Annotated in this window: 16 protein-coding genes; 11 read left to right on the top strand and 5 right to left on the bottom strand. The window is 64.3% G+C overall.

The annotated features are described in order from the left end of the window. Positions 1-2556: beta strand repeat-containing protein (locus tag HFRIS_RS22420; RefSeq protein WP_006465303.1), on the top strand; the 2556-nt coding region annotated here is incomplete at its 5' end. Positions 2557-2595: 39 nt separating this feature from the next. On the opposite strand, the gene HFRIS_RS22415 is transcribed toward HFRIS_RS22420, so the two are convergent. Then, positions 2596-4092, bottom strand: a complete 1497-nt coding sequence (locus tag HFRIS_RS22415) for an aminotransferase-like domain-containing protein (protein WP_039876992.1) — start codon at positions 4090-4092, stop codon at positions 2596-2598. Positions 4093-4272: 180 nt separating this feature from the next. Here HFRIS_RS22415 and HFRIS_RS22410 point away from each other — a divergent pair, with 180 nt between their 5' ends. The 6 genes from HFRIS_RS22410 to HFRIS_RS22385 all read left to right on the top strand — a co-directional run bounded on the left by HFRIS_RS22410 (position 4273) and on the right by HFRIS_RS22385 (position 9273). Further along, complete coding sequence (locus HFRIS_RS22410; RefSeq protein WP_006465301.1) at positions 4273-5367, top strand: threonine dehydratase; 1095 nt, start codon at positions 4273-4275, stop codon at positions 5365-5367. After that, complete coding sequence (locus HFRIS_RS22405) at positions 5364-5963, top strand: LysE family translocator (RefSeq protein WP_006465300.1); 600 nt, start codon at positions 5364-5366, stop codon at positions 5961-5963. The genes HFRIS_RS22410 and HFRIS_RS22405 overlap by 4 nt, the downstream gene beginning before the upstream one ends. 111 nt (positions 5964-6074) lie before the next feature. Next, a complete protein-coding gene (locus HFRIS_RS22400) occupies positions 6075-6995 on the top strand; it encodes a DMT family transporter (protein ID WP_039876989.1) in 921 nt (306 codons plus the stop codon). 161 nt (positions 6996-7156) lie between these two features. After that, on the top strand, positions 7157-7615 hold the full coding sequence (locus tag HFRIS_RS22395) for a RidA family protein (RefSeq protein WP_006465298.1): 459 nt from the start codon (positions 7157-7159) through the stop codon (positions 7613-7615). Positions 7616-7727: 112 nt separating this feature from the next. Next, the gene (locus HFRIS_RS22390) at positions 7728-8924 is read left to right on the top strand and encodes an aminotransferase-like domain-containing protein (protein ID WP_006465297.1); all 1197 of its coding nucleotides are present in this window, start codon (positions 7728-7730) and stop codon (positions 8922-8924) included. 19 nt (positions 8925-8943) lie between these two features. Continuing rightward, entirely contained in the window at positions 8944-9273 is a 330-nt protein-coding gene (locus HFRIS_RS22385; protein ID WP_006465296.1) for a DHCW motif cupin fold protein, read from the top strand. A 74-nt stretch (positions 9274-9347) separates the two neighbouring features. On the opposite strand, the gene HFRIS_RS22380 is transcribed toward HFRIS_RS22385, so the two are convergent. Both HFRIS_RS22380 and HFRIS_RS22375 read right to left on the bottom strand, forming a co-directional pair. Beyond that, positions 9348-10457, bottom strand: a complete 1110-nt coding sequence (locus HFRIS_RS22380) for an MBL fold metallo-hydrolase (RefSeq protein ID WP_051110959.1) — start codon at positions 10455-10457, stop codon at positions 9348-9350. A 100-nt stretch (positions 10458-10557) separates the two neighbouring features. Then, entirely contained in the window at positions 10558-10941 is a 384-nt protein-coding gene (locus tag HFRIS_RS22375) for a tautomerase family protein (RefSeq protein WP_006465294.1), read from the bottom strand. Between the two features lie 198 nt (positions 10942-11139). On the opposite strand from HFRIS_RS22375, the gene HFRIS_RS22370 reads away from it, so the two are divergent. Further along, entirely contained in the window at positions 11140-11985 is an 846-nt protein-coding gene (locus HFRIS_RS22370; protein WP_006465293.1) for a LysR family transcriptional regulator, read from the top strand. A gap of 17 nt (positions 11986-12002) precedes the next feature. Here the strand turns inward: HFRIS_RS22370 and HFRIS_RS22365 are convergent, their stop codons facing one another. Beyond that, a complete protein-coding gene (locus HFRIS_RS22365) occupies positions 12003-12455 on the bottom strand; it encodes a carboxymuconolactone decarboxylase family protein (protein WP_006465292.1) in 453 nt (150 codons plus the stop codon). Between the two features lie 99 nt (positions 12456-12554). Continuing rightward, the gene (gene pdxR / locus HFRIS_RS22360; RefSeq protein ID WP_006465291.1) at positions 12555-14027 is read right to left on the bottom strand and encodes a MocR-like pyridoxine biosynthesis transcription factor PdxR; all 1473 of its coding nucleotides are present in this window, start codon (positions 14025-14027) and stop codon (positions 12555-12557) included. 96 nt (positions 14028-14123) lie between these two features. Here pdxR and HFRIS_RS22355 point away from each other — a divergent pair, with 96 nt between their 5' ends. From HFRIS_RS22355 to HFRIS_RS22345, 3 genes are all read left to right on the top strand, one after another. Further along, positions 14124-14609: a GNAT family N-acetyltransferase gene (locus tag HFRIS_RS22355; RefSeq protein ID WP_006465290.1), complete on the top strand. Its 486-nt coding sequence runs from the start codon at positions 14124-14126 to the stop codon at positions 14607-14609. Further along, the gene (locus tag HFRIS_RS22350) at positions 14606-15223 is read left to right on the top strand and encodes an FMN-dependent NADH-azoreductase (protein WP_006465289.1); all 618 of its coding nucleotides are present in this window, start codon (positions 14606-14608) and stop codon (positions 15221-15223) included. The genes HFRIS_RS22355 and HFRIS_RS22350 overlap by 4 nt, the downstream gene beginning before the upstream one ends. Positions 15224-15381: 158 nt before the next feature. Beyond that, positions 15382-15840 (top strand): Hsp20 family protein, encoded by a 459-nt coding sequence (locus HFRIS_RS22345; RefSeq protein ID WP_006465288.1) that lies wholly within the window; start codon positions 15382-15384, stop codon positions 15838-15840. Positions 15841-16103 lie beyond the last annotated feature (263 nt).

Below are 16103 nucleotides of genomic sequence, written 5' to 3'. Positions count from 1 at the left end.
GGTGGCACCGGCTCGCTGCACAACCGCGTGAGCTATGCCAATTCCGCAGTCGACGAGACCGTCAATTTGGTCACCGGCCAGGGCAGTGGCGGCACCAACAGCCGGGCCAACGGCGACACCTACATCAACATCCAGGACATCACCGGCGGTGGTGGCAATGACACCTTCTACGGCAATATTGCCGCCAACAATTTCGATGGCGGTGGCGGCACCCATAACCGGGTCAACTACAGTACCTCGACGGTGGCCGAAACCATCAACCTGTTCAACGGAACCGGTACGGGCGGCACGGGCAGCCTGGCCAATGGCGACACCTACACCAACATCCAGGATGCCACCGGCGGGTCCGCCGATGACGTGTTCGTGGCCAGCGCGGCCGCCAACTTCTTCGATGGCGGTACAGGTTCGCTGCACAATCGGGTGAGCTACGCCAACTCCACCGTCAACGAAACCATCAACCTGCTCAGCGGCAGCGGTTCGGGCGGTGCCGGCAGCCTGGCCAATGGCGATACCTATGCCAACATCCAGGACGCCACCGGCGGCAGTGGCAACGACACCATCGTGGCCAACGCGGCCGCCAACTTCCTGGATGGCGGAGCCGGGTCGAACACGGTCAGCTATGCCGGTTCCACCAGCAGCAACAGCGCCACCGGCGTGACGGTCAACCTCACCAGTGGCGTCGGATCGGGCAACTACGCCCAGGGCGACACCTATGCCAACATCCAGAACGTCATCGGCAGCGACTGGGCCGATACCCTGACCGGCTTTTCCACGGTCGGCGTGATGTCGGTACTGACCGGTGGCAAGGGTGCCGACAGCATCACCGCCGACCTAGGCAATCGCGCCTACACCTATGCGTCCTATGCCGGCTCGTCCAGCGGCGTGACCATCGACCTGAAGAACGGGACCGGTACCGGGGGGGATGCCCAGGGCGATACCCTGTTCAACATCGACAACGTCATCGGCAGCAACAACGACGATACCTTCCTGGCCAGCGCTGCAGTCAACATCCTCAATGGCGGCACCGGCGGCTCGGACACCGTCAACTATTCGCTCTCCACCAGCAGTGACGGTACCAACGGCGTGAATGTGGACCTGTCCACGGCCACCGGTACCGGCAGCGGCAACTATGCCGCCGGCGATTCCTACACCAATATCGAGAACGTGGTGGGCAGTGCCTTCAATGACGTGCTCAAGGGGTTCTCCACCCCCGGTACGCGCTCGGTGCTGGAAGGCGGCGCGGGTGCCGACAGCATCACCGCGGTGGTCGGCAACCGGGGTTCGACCTTCGCGTCCTACGCCGGCTCGACGCTGGGCGTGACCATCGACCTGAAGAACGGCACCGGTACCGGTGGCGACGCCCAGGGCGATACCCTGTTCAACATCGACAACGTGATCGGCAGCGCCGCCAACGACCTGTTCAAGGCCAGCACCCAGGCCAACAACTTCGATGGTGGTGCCGGCGTCGATACGGTGAGCTATGAATTCGATACCGGTGGCGTGACGGTGGACCTGACCAATACGCTGGCCGCCAGCGGCCTCTATGCGCTCGGCGACAAGTTCACCAATATCGAAAACCTGATCGGCGGTTCCGGCAACGACACGTTCTATGCCAGTGCCGCCACCAACGCCTTCGACGGTGGCGCCGGCAACAATACGGTCAACTATGCGCGTTCGGGCGGGGTGGGCGTGACCGTGGACCTGTTCCACGGCACCGGTGCCAATGGCTATGCCGCCAACGACACCTACGTCAACATCCAGAACGTCACCGGCAGCGCCGGCGACGATATCTTCTATGCCAGCGGTGTGGCCAATGTCTTCAATGGTGGGGCCGGCGGTAGCGATACCGTCAGCTACTTGTATTCCACCAGCGGCGCGATCAATGCCAGCTTGGTGAGCGGCGGCAGCAGCGGCGATGCCAACGGGGACAGCTATGTCGGCATCGCCAACCTGGAAGGCAGCAGCAGCGTCAACAGCACCCTTACCGGCAACAGCGGTGCCAATACCCTGACCGCGCGCGGCAACGGCACCACCAACGTCCTCTCGGGCGGTGGCGCCAGTTCCGGTACCGATATCTTCAACGTGGTCGAGGGCGGGCACAATTCGGTGACGGTGGGCAGCGGCACGAACCTGATCAATGTCAGCGCCGGCCTGGGCAGTACCGCCGGCGCGCAGAGCGACATGGTCAACAAGAACACCGGCACCTCCAACATCGATTCCATCAATGGCGTGGCCGGGGTGACGACGCTGCATTTCGCCGACCTGGGCAATACCCTGAACCTGAGCAATTTCTCCAGCAAGGTCAGCGGTATCACCACCCTCGATGTCAGCGCCGGCAATGGCACCAACATCATCATCACGGCCCAGGACGTGATCAACATGGGCATGGTCAGCGGTGCCACCTCGCACCTGTTGACGGTGAAGATGAGCTCCAGTGAAAGCTTGCAGATCATGGCCAATGGTTCGGACCATTACGTCTACTTCCCCGGTACCACCGACTATGCCTTCTACAATGCCAGCAACCAGGAAGTGGCGCGCATCCACCTGACCACCTGACCTACCGGTGGTCAGGTCGGCCAGGGTGGGCGAGGGGGCTCAGCGCGCCATCGCCTTTTCCAGGAAGCGCCAGATGCCGGGGTCGGACATGCTGGCCACGTTGATGCGCATGCGCGTGGAGGGCAGCTGCGCAGGCGAGAACAGGCTGCCCGGTGCCAGCAGGAAGCCCTGTTCCATCGCCTCCTCGGTCATGACATTGGTGTCGCGCCCGGTATCGACCCACAGGAACATCCCGCAGGGCGGCGGATCACCGATCTCCATGCCCATGCGTTCCAGCTGGCGCATCACCTTGTCGCGCGCGCCATTGAGCCGCGCCCGCAGCCGTTCGGCATGCTTGCGGTAATGCCCCTCCGAGAGCACCTTGTAGGCCACGCGTTCGCCGATCTCGCCGGTGGTGAGGGTCGAGAGCAGCTTGCGGTCGGCCAGGCTGCGCGCCAGTTCGGCCGAGGTGGCGATGAAGCCCACCCGCAGGTTGGCCGACAAGGTCTTGGAAAAACCGCCCAGGTAGATCACCCGCTGCAGCTGGTCCAGCGCGGCGATGCGGGTCGCCGGCTGTACCGCCGAACCGGGATGCATGTCGCAGTAGATGTCATCCTCGACGATGATGAAATCGTGTTCCTCGGCGATGCGCAGGACCTGGAAGGCCTTGGCCGCCGACAGCGAGGTCGAGGTCGGGTTGTGCAGTACCGAATTGATCACGTACAGCTTGGGCTTGTGGATCGCCGCCAGCTCGCGCAGGCGCGCGATGTCGGGGCCGTCGCCCAGCCGTGGGATGCCCACGATCTTGGCGCCCAGCGCAGCAAAGGAGCCGAACATCAGGAACCAGGCCGGATCATCGACGAAGATCACATCGCCCGGGCGCAGGAAATGCCGCGCCACCGTGTCCAGGCCCTGGGTCACGCCCGTGGTCATCACGATCTGGTCGGGGGCGGCGGCGATTTCCAGCTCCGCCAGCTTCAGCTGCAACTGCTGGCGCAGCGGCAGGAAACCCAGCGGCGTGCCATAGCCCAGCAGCAGGGAAGGGTTGTCGCGGCTGACGGCACGGAGGGCGTTGGCGATCAGTTCGCCATCCAGCCAGTCCGGCGGCAGCAGACCGCCCCCGGGCATCTTGTGCGGCGGCATCTGGCGGAACATGTTGCGTACCAGCCAGACCACATCCAGCCCGCGCCCGGCCTCGGCCACGGCTTCGGCCTGGGCAGCGGTGTTGCCATAGCCGCCACCCAGGGGTGAGCGTTCCTTGACGTAGAAGCCGGAGCCCCGGCGCGATTCCAGATAGCCCTGGGCCACCAGGCGGTCATAGGCCTCCACCACGGTAAAGCGCGAAATCTCGTTGCCATCGGCAAACTGCCGGATCGAGGGCATGCGCACGCCGCTGCGCAAGAGCTTGTCATCGATGCGGGCGCGGATGCCGCGCACAATCTGGTCCACCAGCGATTCGCCACTCTCGCGCAACAGCAGCGGCCAGCCGGGGAGGGCGCTGTCGCTCTGAGGCATATCGGGTCTGACGCTGCGCAATTGCTTGACTGTATTGGTCATTTTGCCGTGACAATGTTTGGGATTATTTGGAAAAGTGTACAGGTACTGTATCGGTATTGTCGGCTAGGATGGCTTCCAATACAAGAGCAAGCGTATCGCCGGGACAAGCAAGCCAATCCGGGCCGCCTCGGTCCACCCGGCCTTGTCGCCAGCAACCTGCATTCCGATAGGAGAACCGTCATGACCCAAGCCACTTCCGCCGCCCACCGCCTGTTGCCCAGCCTGATGGAGATCGAACAGGCCGCCGGTATCGTCTATGCCGGCATGGCACCCACCGCGCAACTGTGCTGGCCGCTGCTGAACCAGGCACTGGGTGCCGAAGTCTGGGTCAAGCACGAGAACCATGCCCCCACGGGTGCCTTCAAGGTGCGCGGTGGCATGGTCTATCTGCATCACCTGGCTCGGCAACAGCCGCAACTGTCCGGCGTGATCTCGGCCACCCGGGGCAATCACGGCCAGTCGGTGGGGTTGTCGGCGCGCCGCTTCGGCATTCCTGCCACCATTGTCGTGCCCGAAGGCAACAGCCGCGAAAAGAATGCCGCCATGCGTGCGCTTGGCGTGGATCTGATCGAACATGGTCGCGAATTTCAGGACAGCCGCGAACACGCCCAGCAACTGGCGCAACAGCAGCAATTGCACATGATCCCGTCTTTCCACCGTGACCTGGTGGCCGGCGTCTCGACCTACTGGATGGAACTGTTCGCCGCCCAGCCCGAACTGGACCTGGTGCTGGTCCCCATCGGCCAGGGTTCCGGCATGTGCGGCGCGGTAGCAGCGCGCAATGCACTGGGCCTGAAGACCCGCATCATCGGCGTGGTGTCCGCCCACGCGCTGGCCTACAAGCTGTCCTTCGAGGCCGGCCGCAAGATCGAGGCGCCGGTCAGTACCTGTATCGCCGATGGCGTCGCCTGTCGCGTCCCCGATCAGGCCTCGCTGGAGGTGATGCTGTCCGAAGTGGACGAGGTCGTGGCCGTCACCGACGATGAAGTCATGGACGCCATGAAGCTGGCCTTCATTGCCACCCACAATGTGGCCGAAGGAGCGGGGGCCTGCGCCCTGGCAGCGGCCTTGCAGCTGCGCGCGCGGCTGCGCGGCAAGAAGATCGGCATCACGCTCTCCGGCGGTAACGTCGATCATGACGTCTTTGCCCGTGTGCTGGCCCGCGACAGTGCCGTGGCCGATGCCCTGCTGGCCCCGGCGCGGGTGGTGTCGCTGGTGCAGGGGCATGCTCAAGCCCCGCACGAAAGCCAGCTGGCGCAGCGGAGGTCGGCATGATCGAGGCTTTGCTACCACTGATGTCGTTCGCCTTTGTCTCCTCGATCACGCCGGGACCCAACAACATCATGCTGACCTCCTCGGGGATCTGGTTCGGCTTTCGTCGCTCGGTACCGCACATGCTGGGTATCACCTTCGGCTTCGGCGTCCTGCTGGCGGTATGCGCCTTCGGTATAGGCGAGCTGGTGGTGGCGCTGCCGCAGGTGGTGCTGCTGCTCAAGGCGGCTGGCTGCGCCTATTTGTTGTACCTGGCCTGGCAATTGCGCCGCATGGGCGTGGCCGGCACGGGGGAGCGGGCGCTGCAGCCGATGTCCTTCGGCGCGGCGGCGATGTTCCAGTTCGCCAATCCCAAGGCCTGGGTGATGGCCATCACCGGTGCGTCGGCCTTCATGCCGTTGCTGCATAAGCATGCCGGATGGCTGGCAATCCTGATCTACTGCCTGGTGTTCTGCGCCATCAACCTGCCTTGCGTGTCGGTCTGGGCCGGTGCCGGAGCGGTATTGCGGCGCTATCTGGAACGCCCGCTGTGGCGCATCGGCTTTGCCGCGACCATGGTGGTGCTGACCCTGTATTCGGCGCTGGCGATCTGGCTGTAATGCGGCGCCAGGCCGCGGCTGCCAGGGTTGTCAGGGCCGTCGGGGACGGGCAGGGCGCGGGTAAATCTTTTATATCAATAAGACAACAGCGTACGCAGACAGGGTCATTTCATGCAGACAGGCAGCAAATCCGTTCTGGGTAGTCCATCGACCGGGGTACCGGCACGCCACGAAAGTCGCGGCATGTGGCTGGGCCTGATCGGGGTGGCGATCTTCAGTCTCACGCTGCCCTTTACCCGCATCGCCGTGGCCGAACTCAATCCCGCCTTCGTCGCCTTCGGTCGGGCGGTGGTGGCCGGCGTGTGCGCGCTGGTGTTGCTGGTCTGGATCAAGGCACCGCGCCCCACGGCCAGCCAACTGCGCGCCCTGGTAATCACGGCACTGGGCGTGGTGGTGGGTTTCCCGCTGTTTTCCTCGATCGCCATGCGCTATGTGCCGGCTGCGCACGGCGCCGTGGTGGTCGGCCTGCTGCCGCTGGCGACTGCGCTGTTCGGGGCGCTGCGTTTCGGCGAGCGACCCTCGGCCGGCTTCTGGCTGGCCGCGCTGGTGGGCTCGGGCATCGTGATCGGGTTTGCCTTGCACGAAGGCGGTGGCAGTTTCCACCTGGCCGACTTTGCCCTCTTTGCGGCCGTGATCGCGGCGGCCATGGGCTATGCCGAGGGCGGTCGGCTGGCACAGACCATGGGTGGCCAGAACGTGATCGCCTGGGCGCTGGTGGTGGCCTTGCCGGTGATGCTGCCGGTGTCGCTGTGGCTGGGCTGGCAATATGGCGTCACCGCCTCGGCACCGGCCTGGCTGGCGTTTGCCTACGTGTCGCTGTTCTCGATGTTCATCGGCTTTTTCTTCTGGTACAAGGGCCTGGCTCTGGGCGGCATTGCCCGTGTCGGTCAGGTGCAATTGTTGCAACCTTTCATGAGCCTGCTGGGGGCCGCAGTGATCGCCAATGAAGCCCTGGATGCGAGCAACATGCTCTTTGCGCTGGCGGTGATCGTGGTGGTGGCCATTGGCAGGCGCATGGCCGTGCGCCGCTGAAGGGCGTCGCAGGCGCGGCTGTGGCTGTGTTGCGAGCCGAAATAGTTCAGACTGTACCGGGCTAAAACCTTGGAATTTTGAGATAATCGTCGACTTATTTTTCTTAACGCGCAGCGCCTGCGGCCTCAGCCGCGCGGGCGCTGTCCAACAGGGAGTACCGCATGTCCGTCTATGAAAAGCTGAAAGCATTGAACATCGAACTGCCCGCCGTGGCCGCCCCGGCAGCAGCCTATGTGATGTATGCACAAACCGGCAATACCGTCTTCCTCTCCGGCCACCTGGCCAAGAAGGATGGCAAGGTATGGGTCGGCCAGCTGGGACGCGACATCGGTACCGACGACGCCAAGCTGGCCGCGCGTGGTGTGGCCATCGACCTGATCGCCACCCTGCAGGCAGCCTGTGGCGGCGACCTGACCCGCGTCAAGCGCATCGTCAAGCTGATGAGCCTGGTCAACTCCACCGGCGAATTCACCGAACACCACCTGGTGACCAACGGCGCTTCGGAACTGATCGGCGAAATCTTCGGCGAGACCGGCAAGCATGCCCGTTCCGCCTTCGGCGTGGCGCAATTGCCCATGGGCGCTTGCGTCGAGATCGAGATGATCGCCGAGATCGCCTGATCGATCGAATCTGTCGAATTGCCGACCAGCACGGCCGCAGCATCCGCAGAGGCGCGCGGCCTGATTCATCCCGAATCACCCTGAACCACACAGACACAGAACACGGTACCGTATGAAACTCGAAAATCCAGCAGCACTGCAATGGCAGTTTTCCCAGCGCGCCGAAGCCATGAAGAGCTCGGCCATCCGCGAAATCCTGAAGGTGACCATGCGTCCCGACATCACCTCCTTCGCCGGCGGCCTGCCGTCGCCGCTGACCTTCCCGGTAGAGCACATGAAGGCCGCCTTCGACCGCGTGCTCACGCAACAGGGCAAGACCGCCCTGCAATACGGCCCCACCGACGGCTACCTGCCGCTGCGTGAATGGATCGCCGCTTCACTGTCGTCCGACGGCGCCCAGATCACGCCTGACCAGGTGCTGATGGTGTCCGGTTCGCAACAAGGCCTGGACCTGCTGGGCAAGGTGCTCATCGACGAAGGCAGCAAGGTGCTGGTCGAGACCCCCAGCTACCTGGGCGCACTGCAAGCCTTCGCGCTGTATGGCGCCCAGTTCGAATCGGTCCCCAGTGACGAATTCGGCCTGCAGCCCGAGACCATCGAAGCCATCGCCGGTGGCGCGCGCATGCTGTATTCGCTGCCCAACTTCCAGAACCCGACCGGCCGCACCCTGCCCACCGAGCGTCGCATCAAGCTGGTGGAAACCTGTGCCCGCCTGGGGCTGCCGCTGATCGAGGATGATCCGTACGGCGCCCTGAGCTATCGCAACGCACCGCTGCCCAAGATGCTGTCGATGAACCCGGCCGGCGTGATCTACATGGGTTCCTTCTCCAAGGTCTTGACCCCCGGCATCCGCCTGGGCTACGTGGTCGCACCGCGTCCGCTGATCCTGAAGATGGAACAGGCCAAGCAGGCCACCGACCTGCACACTGCGCAACTGACGCAGATGGTGGTGTACGAGGCCATCAAGGACGGCTTCCTGGACCAGCACGTGCCGACCATCCGCCAGCTCTACGGCGACCAGTGCCAGGCCATGCTGGACGCGCTGCAGCAGTACTTCCCGGCCAGCTGCTCCTGGAGCAAGCCGGAAGGCGGCATGTTCATCTGGGTCACGCTGCCCGAGCACCTCGACGCCGGCGCGCTGTTGAACGAAGCGGTGGAACAGGAGAAGGTCGCCTTCGTTCCGGGCGCGCCGTTCTATGCCAACGTGCCGCAGAAGAATACCCTGCGCCTGTCCTTCGTGACCGTGCCGCCGGAACAGATCCGCGCCGGCGTGGAGCGCCTGGGCAAGCTGATCGCTTCCAAGCTGTAAGCAGGCAGGACAGGCGCGCATGAAGATCTCCGACCTGCCCTTCGGCACCACCGACTGGAGCCAGATCGCGGCCACCGAGCATCCCGGCGTCACCGGCACGGCCTGGTGGCGCACCTGCCGCTTCGGTGACCTGCGCGTGCGCATGGTCGAGTACACCGCCGGCTACCTGGCCGATCACTGGTGTGTGAAGGGGCATATCCTGCTCTGTCTGGAGGGTGAACTGCACACCGAGCTGGAAGATGGACGCAGCTTCGTACTCAAGCCAGGCATGAGTTACCAGGTCGCCGATGATGCGGAACCGCATCGCTCGTCCACCTCGGTCGGGGCGAAGTTGTTCATCGTGGACTAGCCGTTCCCAGCGTATCGTTGTGCATCCAGATGCCCGCCCCTCGAAACAGGGCGGGCATTTTTCATCTGAAGGGCTTAGCGCTCAAGCTTCAGCGTCTCGCCATGCTTGAGCGTGACGAACTGCTCCGGCGGCAGATTGGCCTGCTGCATGGCCTTGGCCAGCGCTTGCGGTGGTTCGTCCAGCGGCTCATCGGCCAGTTCGAAGGTCCCCCAGTGGATACCGATGGAGCGTGTGGCGTGCACGTCGCGGTGGATCTGCACAGCCTGTTCCGGGTCCACGTGTTGGCCCTGCATGAACCAGCGCGGCGCGTAGGCGCCGATGGGGATCAGCGCCAGGTCGACATGAGGGAAGCGTGCGCCGATGTCCTGGAAGTCCTTCGAATACCCGGTGTCACCGGCGAAATACACCGTGAACGGTGCGCCGCGGTCATTCTGGGCCGGCGCGGCCTGCAGCACCCAGCCACCCCATAGCGTCTCGGAACGGTCGAACAGGCTGCGCGCCGACCAATGGGTCGCGGGTACGAACGTGATGTCCAGCTTGTCCAGGGACGTCTTGTCCCACCAGTCCATTTCCCGCACGTTGTCGATGCCCAGCGCCATGAACCAGTCGCGCAATCCCAGCGGCACCAGGAACAGTGGCGGGCCACCAGCCTGCCGGTTCAACTGTTCCACGCTGGCGCGGTCCAGATGGTCGTAGTGGTTGTGCGAAATCACCACCAGGTCGATATGCGGCAGCTCGGTGATCTGCACTGGCAATGGCACCTTGCGACGCGGTCCGATGAAGGTAAATGGCGAAGCGCGCTCCGAGAACATGGGGTCGGTCAGCACATTCTTGCCGCCCAGCTGCAGCAGCGCCGTGGCATGGCCGATCCAGGTCACGCTGGGCGTGTCCTGATTGGCCTTGAGCCAGGCCAGGTCTGGTTTGAGTACCGGGAAGCGGTAGTCGTTGGCGGGCGGCTTGGGCAGGCCCTGGGTCAGGCGTTCCCATTGCCACTTCAAGACGGAGGCACGCTCCGGCTGTGGGTAGTTGTTGCGAAAACCAGTCTCGGTGCGATTGGACTTGGCGGGGTCGTAGTACTTGCTCGAGGATGAGCAGGCCGTCAACCCCGCCGCCAGCAGCAGGGCGGCAGTACAGCGGAAGAGGCGGCGCAGAAGCGGATGGCGGCAGGATGTCGCAGGTGGCATGTGAGAGGTGCGATGGCTGGGAGGAACGACATCCTAGCAGCAGCCGGCGCGGCGCGCAGGGGACGCCCATGTCTTGCGCCCCATTGCCAGGTGCGCTGTCTCAGAGCACGTACTGCGCCAGCCCGCGTCCGAAGGACCAGTTGCCCTTGTCACCTTCAAGCAGGTGGATCAGCACATCGTCAGGACGGATGCCGGGATTGGCCTGCAAGCGCTCGACGATGCGGGCAAAGAGCGCATTCTTCTGCGCCTGGTTGCGGGTGTTGCTGACCGACAGCTGGATGACCACGAAGTCGTCCGAACGCTCCATCCCCATGTAGTGGCGGTCGAAGATCAGATCCTCGGGGTCGTGCTGGCTCACGATCATGAAGAGATCGTCCTTGGGGACGTTGAAACGCTCGTGCATGGCCTGGTAGACGTTGTCGACGATGGCATCACGGTAGGCGCGGGGCTTGCCGCGCAGCAGGGATAGGCGGACCAGGGGCATGGTGTTCTCCTTGAGATCAGGGGTTGAAAGTGCTTGAAAAGCCGTGGGTCGCCTGGGCAGGCCTGTCCGTGTGCGACCCATGCAGTGCATGCTAAGCGCCCTCTATCATTTGAAAAACTACTGAATGATTATTTCAATGATTTAAAATTCGAATCATTGAGCAATCCGACCCGATATCAGATGCGAGGAGCCTACCCCATGGACCGCCCCCTGGAACTGGATGCCGTACAAGCCTTCGTGCTGGCAGCCGACCTGCAAAGCTTCACCCGTGCCGCCGAAGTGCTGGACAGCACGCAATCGGCGATCAGCCTCAAGCTCAAGAAACTGGAGCAGCGCCTGGGGCGTCGCCTGCTGGAACGCACCCCGCGCCTGGTACGCCTGTCTGCGGAGGGCCAGCAATTCCTGCCGGCCGCCCGCGAATTGCTGGCCGCGCACGAACGCGCCCTGGACCGGCTGGAGCAGGGGATGGTGCGCTTTTCGGTGGGTATCAGCGATCACGTGGCCGGTGCCGGCCTGCCACGCGCCCTGGCGCAGTTGCATGCCCACGATGCGGGCGTGATGGTGGAGGTGAGGGTGGGCTCGTCGCACGACCTCATGCCGCTCTATGAACGCGGCGAACTGGATGCCGTCATCGTGCGTCGCGAGCCGCAGGACCAGGGCGGTGAATTGATCATGCAGGAACCCATCGGCTGGTTTGCCCATCCCGACGCGCAATGCCGGGTCGGGCCTGCCTTGCGGGTGGCGACTTTTTCTTCGACCTGCCGCATCCGTGAATTGTCGCTGCGCCGACTCGACGAAGCCGGTATCGCCTGGGTCGAAGTCTTCGTTGGTGGCGGCATCCTGGCGGTCGGCGCGGCGGTGAGCGCGGGCCTGGCGGTGTCGGCGCTGCTCCATCGCAGCGCACCGCCGGGGGCGGTGGAGGTGGGCCAACGGCTGGGTCTGCCCACCTTGCCGCTGGCCCAGGTGATGCTGCATTCCCGCCTCAGGGAGCCCCGCGCGCAGGCGGCATTGCGCACGCTGGTGGCCGCACTGAAGTCAGCCTGAGCCCGGAGTCGCCTCAATCAGGCGCGCGCCGCCTGTGGCCGCATGCGGCCCGGGATGGCCAGGCGGTTCATGGCATTCATCAGGGCGATGGCGACCGTCAGTTCGCTGTACTCCTCGGGCGTGAAATGCTGGATCACCGCCTGGTAGTCCGCATCCGGCGCCGCCGTTTCACCGATGCGCGTCACCACTTCGGACCAGGCCAGCGCAGCCTGCTCGCGGGGCGTGAAGAGATGGCCGGCCTCGTGCCAGACCGGCACCAGCACCAGCTTGTCGATGGTCATGCCGCTCTTGAGCAGGTCGCGTGAATGTTTGTCGATGCAATAGGCACAGCCGTTGATCAGCGACACCCGCAGAAACACCAGTTCCACCAGGTCGGCCGGCAGGCTGCATTGCTTGAGATGACGGTTCACGGCCAGCAGGCCGTCGTAGGCGGCGGTGGCATTCTGGTAGAGATCGATACGGTTGGACATGGCGACAAGGCTCCTGTTGTGGATGGAAACGAAGCGCCATCATGCCCGCTCATGGCCCAGTCGATAAGTGCCAAGAATGATGAATCGGACTAGGCCATGTCAGGACGGCTCCAGCAGCGCCAGGATGCGCCGTCCCAGCTCACTGGCCTGGCGTCGGCTGTCGATATTGGTGAAGCTGAGCATGATCATCGGCGCCACCCCGGGGCGCGGCGCCAGCAGGCATTCCGACAAGGCGCGGCTGAACATGCCGTGCTGGCGCATCTTCTCGGCCAGTACGCGGTCCGAACGGCGGCCCTGCAGGCGCAGCAGCAGATGCATGCCGCCAGGCGGCGAATCGATGCGGACATGGGCCTTCAATACCGCCTCCAGGCCGGCGATGGTCAGGGTCCGGCGCTGTGCGTACAGGCGTCGCATGCGCTGGATGTGGCGGGCGAAATGCCCCTCGGCCATGAAGTCGGCCACGATATGCTGCATCAGTGCCGGCGCGCCCCCGGAAAACAGCCGGGCACTGTCTTCGAAACGCTGCACCTGGGAACGCGGCACCACCAGATAGGCTAGCCGGATGGCCGGGAACAGTACCTTGCTGAAGGTGCCGGCATAGAGCACGCGGTCATCCCGGTCCAGGCTCTTGAGGGCGGGCAGGGGGCGGCTGACGTAGCGGTATTCGCCGTCGTAGTCGTCTTCCACGATCCAGGCCTGCTGCCGTGCCGCCCATTCCAGCAGCGCCAGGCGGCGCGGCAGTGACAGGGCCACGCAGGTGGGGCTCTGGTGGGCCGGCGTGACCACCGCCGCCCGTGCGCTTGCGGCATGCTGCAGCCCGTGCTCCACCTGCATGCCCTCGGCATCGACCGGTACCCCCACCAGCTGCATACCGGCTTCGCGCAGCAGGGCGCCGGTGGGCGCATAGCCGGGGTCTTCCACCCAGACCTTGTCGCCGGGTTTGAGCAGGGTGCGCGTGATCAGGTTGAGGCTGTCGCGATACCCGGAAGTGATGAAGACCTGTTCCGGCCGGCAGTCCAGCCCCCGCGACAGCTGCAGATAACGCGCAACTTCCACGCGCAAGGCCATCAATCCGGCGGGAGAGGGGTAGAGCATGTCCACCGCTTGCGTGGCACGCGCCGAGCGGGCCGCCAGGCGCGCCCAGATCTTGCGCGGAAAGGCGTCCAGCGCCGGGATGCCCATCTGGAACGGACGCGGTCCCGGGGCCTCGGCGTGGCCGTCTTCCGGCAGGATGGGGGAGCGCGGCGCGGCAGGTACTGCCTGGGCAATGATGGGGCCGGGTTTGCCGGGCGCGTTCGGCGCTCTGGCGGGCAGCCCGGCCGCGATCACGGTGCCGGCCTGTCCGCGTGCTTCCACGTAGCCTTCAGCCGCCAGCAGCGAATAGGCCGTCTCCACGGTGCCGCGCGCCAGTCCCAGTTCTGCTGCCAGTGCCCGCGCCGAGGGAATGCGGTCGCCCGGGCGCAGCATCCCCGCTGCCACCGCACTACACAGGCGCCCGTAGATCTGGCGGTAGTAGGGCTCGTCGGTGGTGCTGTCGAGGGTGATCAGGGGAGCGGAGCACTGCATAATCATGGACCAGTCGAAATGTCATTTCTTGGATCTCCCGATTATGCCATTGGCTGGCTAGGATGAAGCTCCTTCTACTTTGAACGCATTGAGCTTTCTCCCATGAACCAAGCTTCCAAGATTGCCCCTCCTGGCCACTGGCATATCGCCGACAGCGCCTTGCGCCATGCCGACACCGAGGCCGACCGGCTGGCCTGCTTTTCCGTAATGCACGAACTGCGCCCACACCTGCGTGACGCCGACGAGTTCATGCAGCGTACCGGTCGCGCCCGCGAGCAGGGCTATCGCATCCTGGCAGCCTGGGAGCAGGGCGTGGTGGTCGCCCTGGCCGGTTACCGTTTCCAGGAGAATCTGGTCTACGGCCCCTTCCTGTACGTCGATGATCTGGTGGCCGCCAGCACGCAACGCGGCAAACGTTGGGGCGAGCGCCTGCTCGCCGCGCTCGAAGGTGTGGCCGCCGAGGCCGGCTGTGCGCGACTGGTGCTCGATACCGGCATGGCCAACGCGCTGGCGCAGCGCTTCTACTTCCGCCAGGGCATGCTGACCGGCGCACTGCGCTTCGGCAAGGCCATCGGAGCTGCGGCATGAAGATCCTGCACCTGCTTGCCTCCCCACGCCAGGAAGCATCCAACACCTGGTGGCTCTCGCAGCAGATCGTCACCCGCCTGCGCAGCTTGCACCCGCAGGCGCAGATCGTGCTGCGCGACCTGCATGCCAGTGCCATTGGCCACGTCGATGCTGCCTATGCCGATGCGCTGGGCTCGCCCGCCTTCGTGGAGGATGCCGGCGCCGCGCAGGGGACGCTGGCCTTGTCGGACCTGCTGATTGCCGAGCTGGAGGCCGCCGATCAGGTCGTCATCGGCACCTCCATGCACAACTACACCGTCCCCTCCGTATTGAAGGCCTGGATCGACCATGTGGTGCGGGTGCGCCGCACCTTCGGCATCACCCCCGACGGCAAGGTCGGCCTGTTGCACGACCGCCCGGTACACCTGGCCGTGGTCTCCGGCGGCCGCTTTACCGGCGCGTCCGCACGCCAACCGGATTTCCTCACGCCCTACCTGAAGGTGGCGCTGGCCACCATCGGCCTGCATGACCTGCGCCTGACGGTGATGGAGGGACTGGCAGCCGGCGCACAGGTGGTGCGCAGCGAACGCGAGCGGGTCGCGATGGAGCTGGATCGGCAGTTTTCAAGAGCCTGAGGGCGCTTTTCCCGGAAGAAAATCGGGCGTCAGAGGCGCCCGTATTTTTTCGAAAAAAATCCCTTGAAAACCCAAAATGCCATCCCTAGATCGGTACCAGCAGATGCTCGACGTTGAGGTCTGCCACGAAAACATCGCTTAACTGAAAGGATATTTTTATGCGTACTTTTGATCTCTCCCCCCTGTACCGTACCGCCATCGGCTTCGATCGCCTGGCCCAGATGTTCGATAACGCCCAGCGTACCGATCAGCCCAGCTACCCGCCGTACAACATCGAACTGGTGGCAGAAGACAAGTACCGGATCACGATGGCCGTCGCCGGCTTTGCCCGCAGCGAAATCGACATCGAGACCGAAAACGAAACCCTCAAGATCACCGGCCGCAAGCAGAAGGAAGACAAGCAGGTCAACTTCCTGCACCGCGGTATCGCCGCCCGTGATTTCGAGCAGCGCTTCCAGCTGGCCAACCATATCAAGGTGGTCGGCGCCAATCTGGAAAACGGCCTGCTCAACATCGAGCTGGTCCGCGAAATCCCTGAAGCCCTGAAGCCGCGCAAGATCGAGATCGGCGCCGCTGATGGCAGCGACAACGTCCAACGTCTGGAACGCGCTGCCTGATCGGCTTCCCCCTGGGTGCCGGGCGCATCCGGAAGCCTGATTGAGCATGCCGCCCGCTAATTGCGGGCGGCTTTTTTGCGTCTATACCTAACACTTCTGATTGACTGTCGTAGCCGGCTTGGTTACGTTACAGGCGCGGCGAAAGAGTTTGCGTGAGTTTGCGCGAGTTTGCCGCACCCGCTCACGATCCGCGCCGTACCCATCGGCGCGGAACTGCTGCTCAAAAGAAATTGGCAATGGAGCAATATATTGCGTATATTGCG

The sequence above is a fragment of the Herbaspirillum frisingense GSF30 genome (assembly GCF_000300975.2).
Taxonomy (GTDB): Bacteria; Pseudomonadota; Gammaproteobacteria; order Burkholderiales; family Burkholderiaceae_D; genus Herbaspirillum; species Herbaspirillum frisingense.
This window is presented reverse-complemented; position numbering and strand designations above follow the sequence as displayed.

What these genes read in the sequence shown, in the direction of transcription:
- HFRIS_RS22355 (WP_006465290.1), top strand. Translation starts at nt 14,124, where the DNA reads ATGAACCAAGCTTCCAAGATTGCCCCTCCTGGCCACTGGCATATCGCC.
- HFRIS_RS22345 (WP_006465288.1), top strand. Translation starts at nt 15,382, where the DNA reads ATGCGTACTTTTGATCTCTCCCCCCTGTACCGTACCGCCATCGGCTTC.
- HFRIS_RS22390 (WP_006465297.1), top strand. Translation starts at nt 7,728, where the DNA reads ATGAAACTCGAAAATCCAGCAGCACTGCAATGGCAGTTTTCCCAGCGC.
- HFRIS_RS22380 (WP_051110959.1), bottom strand. Translation starts at nt 10,457, where the DNA reads ATGCCACCTGCGACATCCTGCCGCCATCCGCTTCTGCGCCGCCTCTTC.
- HFRIS_RS22365 (WP_006465292.1), bottom strand. Translation starts at nt 12,455, where the DNA reads ATGTCCAACCGTATCGATCTCTACCAGAATGCCACCGCCGCCTACGAC.
- HFRIS_RS22415 (WP_039876992.1), bottom strand. Translation starts at nt 4,092, where the DNA reads ATGACCAATACAGTCAAGCAATTGCGCAGCGTCAGACCCGATATGCCT.
- HFRIS_RS22350 (WP_006465289.1), top strand. Translation starts at nt 14,606, where the DNA reads ATGAAGATCCTGCACCTGCTTGCCTCCCCACGCCAGGAAGCATCCAAC.
- HFRIS_RS22405 (WP_006465300.1), top strand. Translation starts at nt 5,364, where the DNA reads ATGATCGAGGCTTTGCTACCACTGATGTCGTTCGCCTTTGTCTCCTCG.
- HFRIS_RS22410 (WP_006465301.1), top strand. Translation starts at nt 4,273, where the DNA reads ATGACCCAAGCCACTTCCGCCGCCCACCGCCTGTTGCCCAGCCTGATG.
- pdxR (WP_006465291.1), bottom strand. Translation starts at nt 14,027, where the DNA reads ATGATTATGCAGTGCTCCGCTCCCCTGATCACCCTCGACAGCACCACC.
- HFRIS_RS22370 (WP_006465293.1), top strand. Translation starts at nt 11,140, where the DNA reads ATGGACCGCCCCCTGGAACTGGATGCCGTACAAGCCTTCGTGCTGGCA.
- HFRIS_RS22395 (WP_006465298.1), top strand. Translation starts at nt 7,157, where the DNA reads ATGTCCGTCTATGAAAAGCTGAAAGCATTGAACATCGAACTGCCCGCC.
- HFRIS_RS22385 (WP_006465296.1), top strand. Translation starts at nt 8,944, where the DNA reads ATGAAGATCTCCGACCTGCCCTTCGGCACCACCGACTGGAGCCAGATC.
- HFRIS_RS22375 (WP_006465294.1), bottom strand. Translation starts at nt 10,941, where the DNA reads ATGCCCCTGGTCCGCCTATCCCTGCTGCGCGGCAAGCCCCGCGCCTAC.
- HFRIS_RS22400 (WP_039876989.1), top strand. Translation starts at nt 6,075, where the DNA reads ATGCAGACAGGCAGCAAATCCGTTCTGGGTAGTCCATCGACCGGGGTA.